This window comes from Senegalimassilia sp. (assembly GCF_977052095.1).
The window spans coordinates 1-7,017 of the sequence record NZ_CDRSTZ010000070.1 but is presented as its reverse complement, the minus strand read 5'-3'; the positions used below and the strand labels follow the sequence as shown (position 1 = coordinate 7,017).

Genomic DNA, 7,017 nt, shown 5'->3' with positions numbered 1-7,017 from the left:
AAAAGGTTGCGAACAGGCGCGGCGACTCGGCCGACCTGACGCGATGGCGCCCCGGCGGGGGCGCGGCAGGCAAACGGCGCGTTACGCGGCGAACGTCTTGCTCGTGCCGTCAGTATACTCCACGGTCCACGTGCTGTAGTCAACGGCGAACGTGGGTTCATCAAGTTCGAACACAAGCTCGGGCGCTTCCACGCCGCCGCCTTCAACAACGGCTTCGCCTTCCTCGTCGGCGGCAACCAGCTCGGGCGACTCCAGGAACGCCTCCTCGGCGGCAGCCTCGGCGGCGGCGCGCTCGGCCTCGGCGGCAGCGGCGGCAGCCTCGGCGGCCGCGCGCTCTTCCTCTGCGCGCTTCGCAGCGGCGACGGCGCCGTCGGCAACCTGCTGCTTCCACGACTCGGCCGTGGGCATGCTGATGCGCGCGATGGAAGCCTTATCGCCCAGCTTCCCACTGTTGTATGCATCACGTACAACGCTCAGCACCTCGGCAGCGCTCTCCTCGATGCTGCTCACGTCGTTCATGCGCAGGCGCACGGGCAGCTGGCCGTTTTGCAGATCCACCTCAAGCCACGTGAACATAAGCTCCTGGCCGTCTTCGATCTCGCGCTGACGCTTGTTGTAGATAAGCGTCTGGTTGCCGATCTTGCGGAACTGGTTCTCGAACCACGTGCGCATCACGTCGTTCCACAGCTCGTCGGAGCCTTCTTCGCCCGCATTCAGATACTGGCGCGTGCCCAGCTTCACCAGCATGCGCAGCGTGTTCTCCACTGGCGCGTCGTCGCTTCCAGCCGCGTGCGTGCGCATGAGCGCGGAACCTACATACGTGTAGCTGCGGCCGATTTCCAGGCGCAGCTCCTCGGAGTCGATGCGCTCGTCCACGTCCACGATCAGCGTCAGGGAAGGTCTTGGTTGTGCCATGTTCAAACCCCTCATTCGTCTTGCGGCGGCTGCCTGCGCGCCGCGCCCCTCACGGGCGCCACGCCGGCTCATCCGCCTGTTCCTCTTCGCTAACCAAAGTATAAATGCCCAGTTCAGCGCAAAATCATCCCGCAAGGATGATATGCGCGCGCTCATACATCCCCCTCTTATGATTCCCGTCAAACCCGCCGCCGTAGTATCGAATCACCGCATTGGGGACGCGGCGCTGTGCCGCATTCGGCCAAGCCGCCACCCTCCTCCCTCCCCCCCCCTTGCAGGCGGAAGGCTGAGGTGCAGTACCGCGCCGTGTCTCCAATGCGGAAGACGAAAAGGAACGAGTAAGTAAAGGAGAGGAGGGGCATATGGCGAAACTTTCTTTGACTCGCCGCAGCTTCCTGAAGGCGTCCGCTATGGCGGGTGCTGCCGCAACCGTGGGGTTTGCTGCTGCACCGTCCGCGGCTCTGGCCGAGGGCGCTGATCCGACGGCCGGTGAAGTGAAGCGTATCCGTTCTTGCTGCCGCGCTTGCGGTAAGGTTGAGTGCGGTACGTGGGTCACCGTCCAGGACAACAAGGTGATCAAGGTCGAGGGCGATGAATCCAACGCTCACAGCCGTGGTCACTGCTGCGCGAAGTCTCAGTCGTCGATGCTCGCACTGTACCATCCCGATCGTTTGCGCTACTGCCTGAAGCGCACGAACCCCAAGGGCGAGGACGATCCCGGTTGGGTGCGTATTTCCCTGGCCGAAGCCTTCGACGAGGCCGGCGCCAAGCTCAACGAAATCGTGGAGAAGTACGGCGGAGAAGCCAACTTCGCCATGGGCGGCACGTCCCGCGTGTGGGCGCAGCCTCCGTACGGCACCTTGAAGTCCATCTTCCCGACCCCGAACGCCCATCTGGCGTACGAGATCTGCAAGGGCCCGCGTCACTTCGCCGGTATCCTGACCGACGAAATCGGCTCGCCCTGGATGGAAGTCGAGCAGGGTCCGCTCGTGTACGTGCAGTGGGGCACCGCTGCCGAGTACTCGAACTACGACTCCACGAACCGTACCGTGGTCGACTGCTCGCAGCGCGCTTACAAGCATATATTGGTAGACCCCCGCATGACGCCGTTGGGAAAGGAAGCCGACCTGTGGCTGCCCCTGCGCGTCGGCACCGACTTGTGCCTGTCCCTGACGTGGCTCAAGTGGATTCTGGACAACGAAGCCTACGACGATCTGTTCGTGCGTCGTTGGACGAACGCCCCGTTCCTGTGGAATCCCGAGAAGGATGGCCGCACGAAGAAGGGTTGGTTCCAGGAGATGAACGGCGGCGTGGATATGGAATCCCGTATCCTGACCGAGGCCGACGTTGACCGCGAGTGGATCAGCCAGTGGTGGGAGCCGGCCGACGAGCAGTACAGCTATCGCCGCTTCATCTGCTGGGATGAGAACAACAACAAACCGACCTACTGGGACGCCGAGGCCTGCCAGTGGGAGGGCGAGAAACATAAGATCCCGACCACCGGTACGTGGATCGAGCATCCCTACAAGCCCATCATCGCGGACGCCTGGCTGCCGGATCCGTCGCACTTCGCCGACCCGGCCGACCCGACGTACGACGCATACTGGAACGCCGGCAACGAAGGCGGCAAGAAGTCCAACCCCATGGGCCTGCCGAAGAACCCCGCGCTGTTCCCCGGCGGCGTGGAGATCAAGCTGAAGAACGGCACCACCATCAAGGCCGGCACCGTTTGGGAAGCCTTCTCCGACTCCCTGTCCGAGTACACGCCCGAGTACTGCGAGAGCGTGACCGAGGTTCCTGCTGAGAAGGTCGTCGAGGCCGTGAAGATCTACACCACGCGCCTGAACCCGCTGCACGGCAACGGCGGCATCCACTATCAGCTGGCCCCCGACCAAACGGGCCACGCGGTGCAGAACTCCCGCGCCCTGCAGCTGATTGCCTGCATCACCGGCAACTCCGACGAGCCTGCGGGCAACCGCGGTTCCTCGAAGGCCGAGGTCGACGGCTGCTGCGGCCGCGCGAACATGAAGGTCACCGACCACGAGCCGCGCGACTGGGGTATCCGCGAGGGCGTTGGCACCATGGAACTGGGCAACACGCCGCGCGACCTGTCCATCGACGAGCAGGTTCCGCTGATCCAGAGCTTTGTGCAGTACCTCATCGACGAGAAGTCCCCGCTGGCCGAGCGCTACGGCAACCATGTGCCTTCCGCCGAGGAAGCGCGCTGGATCGCAGAGCGCAAGGGCGGCGCATACAAGAGCTCGCGCGCATGGCCTGGCCTGAAGACCTCGTTCGACAGCAACGCCAAGCAGATTTCCGCTGAGCGCTTCCCGCTGCTTCGCTACTGGAACCGCTGGGCCGACTCCGCAACCATCTGGGACTCCATCAACGGCATCGACACCCCGTATCAGATCCATGGCGGCGTGTGCATGTCCGGCGACTTCATGAACGAGTCCAACCTGCTTGAGGCCTGGGAGGCTCTGACCCGCCTGGACTTCTGGCTGGACTTCAACTTGTGGAGCTGCCCGAACAACGGCTGCGCCGACATCGTCATCCCCGTCCTGCACTGGCTCGAGGTCAACACCGGCCGCGTGTCCCAGGGCGCCGGCGGCATCTTCGGCGCTGGTCAGCGTGCAGCTGAGCCCATGGGCGACTGCGTCTACGACCCGGTTGCCGTTATCTGCCTGCACCTGGCAATGGCGAAGGCCGTTTCCGGCAAGGAGCATCCGACGCGCGCCGACATCCCGGCGGACCGTTCGGCTCTCATCTGGAACGACCGCGACCTGAACTACGACGGTTGGAACAACCTGGACTACAACAACTTCGTGCAGATGGGCGGCGACGTCACCTACGAGCAGCAGGAGTACCGCGTGCTCAAGGATGCTACCGACTGGTGGCGCATCGAGGAGTTCAAGGACAAGGAGAACGAGCCCGAGCAGGTCATCCCGGCGTTCCCGAGCTATGCCGCCGCCGAGCAGCCCGCGCAGGCCATCAACGACGTGGCGGGCCCGGACTTCCCCGAGTACGCTGCGAAGTTCCAGGAAGAAGGCTGGTTCGACTGCCGCAAGTGGCATCCCGAGCGTTGGGGCACGTACCGTCGTTGGGAGATGGGTTACCGTCGTCAGCAGGGTGGCTACAACCTGTACGCCGCCATCGACGAGAAGTGCGGCTTCATGACCCCGACCGCCAAGGTCGAGGTGTGGTCCACCATCGCCGAGACGTACATCCCGGATACCACGAAGACGTTCGCGGAAACCTGCAGCCCGGATCGCGCCGCTTACGATGGCAAGATTCCGGACATCGACAAGTTCCCGCACTGGTTCGAGCCGAAGAACTCCAAGGTGGAGGCTCCGCGTTACTACCACAAGGACCAGGCCGACCAGATTTCGACGACCGACTCCTACATCAATGACAACTACAAGGGCGATCATCTGATGGAAGAGTACAAGGAGAACCTGCAGAAGTACGGCGACGACCACGCGTTCATCATGACCACTGGTTCCCGTCAGCCCGTGTACTTCCACTCCGAGCATCGTCAGCTGCCTTGGTGCCGCGAGCTGTGGCCGTCGCCACGTGTTGAGATCAACCCGTCCGACGCCGCGCGCATGGGCATCGAGCAGGGCGATTGGGTCTGGATCCGCACGCCTTGGGGCGCAGTCCGCGAGGTCGCCGACCTGTACTACGGCATCAAGGAAGGCACCATCAACGCCAACCACGCGTGGTGGTACCCCGAGATGGACACGGCAAGCCACGGCTTCGAACTCGTCGGCATCAACTGCTGCATGGACAAGTACGCCCAGTGCTGGGTGTGCGGAGCTTCGCAGCTGCGCGGTATCCCGGCGCTGATTTACAAGGCAACGGCTGAGAACTCCCCGTTCAACAACCCGGTGCCGTGCGATCCGAAGGGCAATCCGGCCATCACGAACGCCAACGACCCGCGTCTGAAGGAATGGCTGTCCAACGACCCGCGTCTGGCCGACGCCAAGGTCGAGCTGACGTTCGCCAACATGGACGCCAAGGGCTGCCAGCCCTCCATCCAGTCGCCTGACGCGCTGGCAACGGGCAAGCTGTCCCAGGGCTCCGTCGGCAACGACGCGCTGGGCCAGTACAGCAACAAAGGCTCGCTGAGCGACAAGCTTGGCTCTTACAAATAAGGAAAGGAGGTTCCACCCATGGCTAATTACGCGATCATCACCGACCTGAACCGCTGCACGGGCTGCCTGGCCTGCACGGTTGCCTGCAAGGCAATCAACGGCGTTGACGTCGGCAACTTCTGGATCAAGACGCTGCGCATCGGTCCGCACCCCATCGAGGGCGGCTCGGGCCAGTACCCGGACGTGGAGATGTACTTCCTTCCGGTCCAGTGCCAGCACTGCAAGAACCCCGAGTGCGTGCGCGTGTGCCCGACCGGCGCGTCCCATATCCGTGAGGACGGCACCGTGCAGATCGACAAGTCCAAGTGCATCGGCTGCCGTTTCTGCGCTCTGGCCTGCCCCTACGGCGTTCGCTACCTCAATGAGGAAGAGCGCGTTGTTGAGAAGTGCACCATGTGCGAGCAGCGCATCAGCCAGGGCGAGCTGCCGCAGTGCGTCGCCCAGTGCGGCGCCCGCGCCCGCTTCTTCGGCGACCTGGACAAGGGCGTCGACAACTTCGAGGGCCCGGCACATCCGGACAGCCCCGGCTGCCAGTACGACGAAATGACGAAGACCCGCGTCAAGCTGAAGGACTACGTCGAGGCGTACACGGAAAACGATATCCATCATCTCAAGGACGCAGGCAACAAGCCCAAGCTGATGTACCTGCTCCGCGAGGGTCGAAAGTGGAGGGAGTAGACTCATGAATCCGGAATGGCCTCTAATCCTCTTCACGTTCTTCCTGTGCCTGTCCGGCGGCATCCTGGGCGCGCAAGGCCTGCTCACGGTGCTCGGTAAGGGCAAGAAGATGCAGAACGTGGCGCTTATCGCCGCGCTCGTGACCCTGGTTGTCGGCGGTATCTGCGTGTTCATGCACCTGCAGCACTGGGAGCGCATCTTCAACGCGTTCGGCGCGCTGCTTGCCGGCAACGGCTACGGCGTTTCGGGCATCACGCTCGAGCTGTGGGGCTGCGTCATCGAGTTCATCGCGATCGTGCTGTTCTTCCTGTTCGCACGCCGCGCTGAAGACGGTGTGGCTCCGAAGGGGGTCGGCGTCCTGGCCATCATCGTTGGCCTGGCGCTTCCCATGGTCACCGGCGACTCCTACCTGATGCCGTCGCTGCCCACGTGGGACACCCCGCTGCTGATCGTGTACTACCTGACGAACACGATCTTCATGGGCGGCCTGGCCGCGCTCGTGATCGCTGGCGTGACCGGCGACACCGAGTCCCGCGACTTCATGGTGAAGACCGCCCTGGTCGGCGCCGTGGCCCAGCTGGTCGTTGTGCTGGTGTACGCGTTCATCATCAACGGCTCCGCTGGTACGTACTCCGCTGACATCAGCTTCTACTTCGACCCGACGCTGCCCGACGTGCCCATGGTGGATCGCGCGGCCGTGGTCGGCAGCCTGCTGGCTGGTTCGAACGCGCTGATGTTCTGGCTGGGCGCCATCATCGTCGGCATCATCGTGCCGGCCGTGGTCACCTGGCTGGGCAAGGGCAAGGATGGTCAGCAGCTGGCCGTCTACGCTGGCGGTGCAGGCGTGTGCTGCATCATCGGCGGCATCATCTGGCGCGTGCTTCTCTACGCAGCCGCGATGCACATCTTCGCCCTGTTCTAGGAAGTTTGCGGCGGGTGGTGTGTCTGCCCGCCGCATGAAGGGGCTGGCTGCAGGTCGGCCGGCCCCGAACCGGGTGCGAAGCGGGGGATTGTCCCTCGGTTGCAAGGCGGTGCTTCGTGCGCGCCACCTGGTTGTTTTGCGAATGCGAGGCCGGTTCTGGTCGGCCGGTTTCGCAGGAACGCGAGTCTGACCTGCAAGGATTCGCGGTTTGAAAAAGCGTGTTGGAGGGGGCTTTCACACTGTGCCCCGCTTTCGGCAACGGAAGCCCCCTCATGCACGCGTTTTCGCGTTGATTGGGGTGCCGCCACCGGCATCTCGCGTTGCACCGGCAAGTGGGACAAAGGGACA

At 63.6% G+C, this 7,017-nt stretch carries 4 protein-coding genes; 3 read left to right on the top strand and 1 reads right to left on the bottom strand.

Features of this window, described 5'->3' with window-relative positions:
* Positions 1 to 81: 81 nt before the first annotated feature.
* Entirely contained in the window at positions 82 to 915 is an 834-nt protein-coding gene (locus ACWI6D_RS09100) for a hypothetical protein (RefSeq protein WP_449134450.1), read from the bottom strand.
* 362 nt (positions 916 to 1,277) lie between these two features.
* Between ACWI6D_RS09100 and ACWI6D_RS09095 the strand changes: the two genes are divergently transcribed.
* From ACWI6D_RS09095 to ACWI6D_RS09085, 3 genes are read left to right on the top strand one after another with little or no spacing between them, the layout of a single operon-like run.
* Entirely contained in the window at positions 1,278 to 5,069 is a 3,792-nt protein-coding gene (locus tag ACWI6D_RS09095; RefSeq protein ID WP_449134449.1) for a molybdopterin dinucleotide binding domain-containing protein, read from the top strand.
* A gap of 18 nt (positions 5,070 to 5,087) precedes the next feature.
* Entirely contained in the window at positions 5,088 to 5,747 is a 660-nt protein-coding gene (locus ACWI6D_RS09090) for a 4Fe-4S dicluster domain-containing protein (protein WP_303251031.1), read from the top strand.
* A 4-nt stretch (positions 5,748 to 5,751) separates the two neighbouring features.
* Entirely contained in the window at positions 5,752 to 6,669 is a 918-nt protein-coding gene (locus ACWI6D_RS09085; protein ID WP_449134448.1) for a dimethyl sulfoxide reductase anchor subunit family protein, read from the top strand.
* Positions 6,670 to 7,017: the final 348 nt, after the last annotated feature.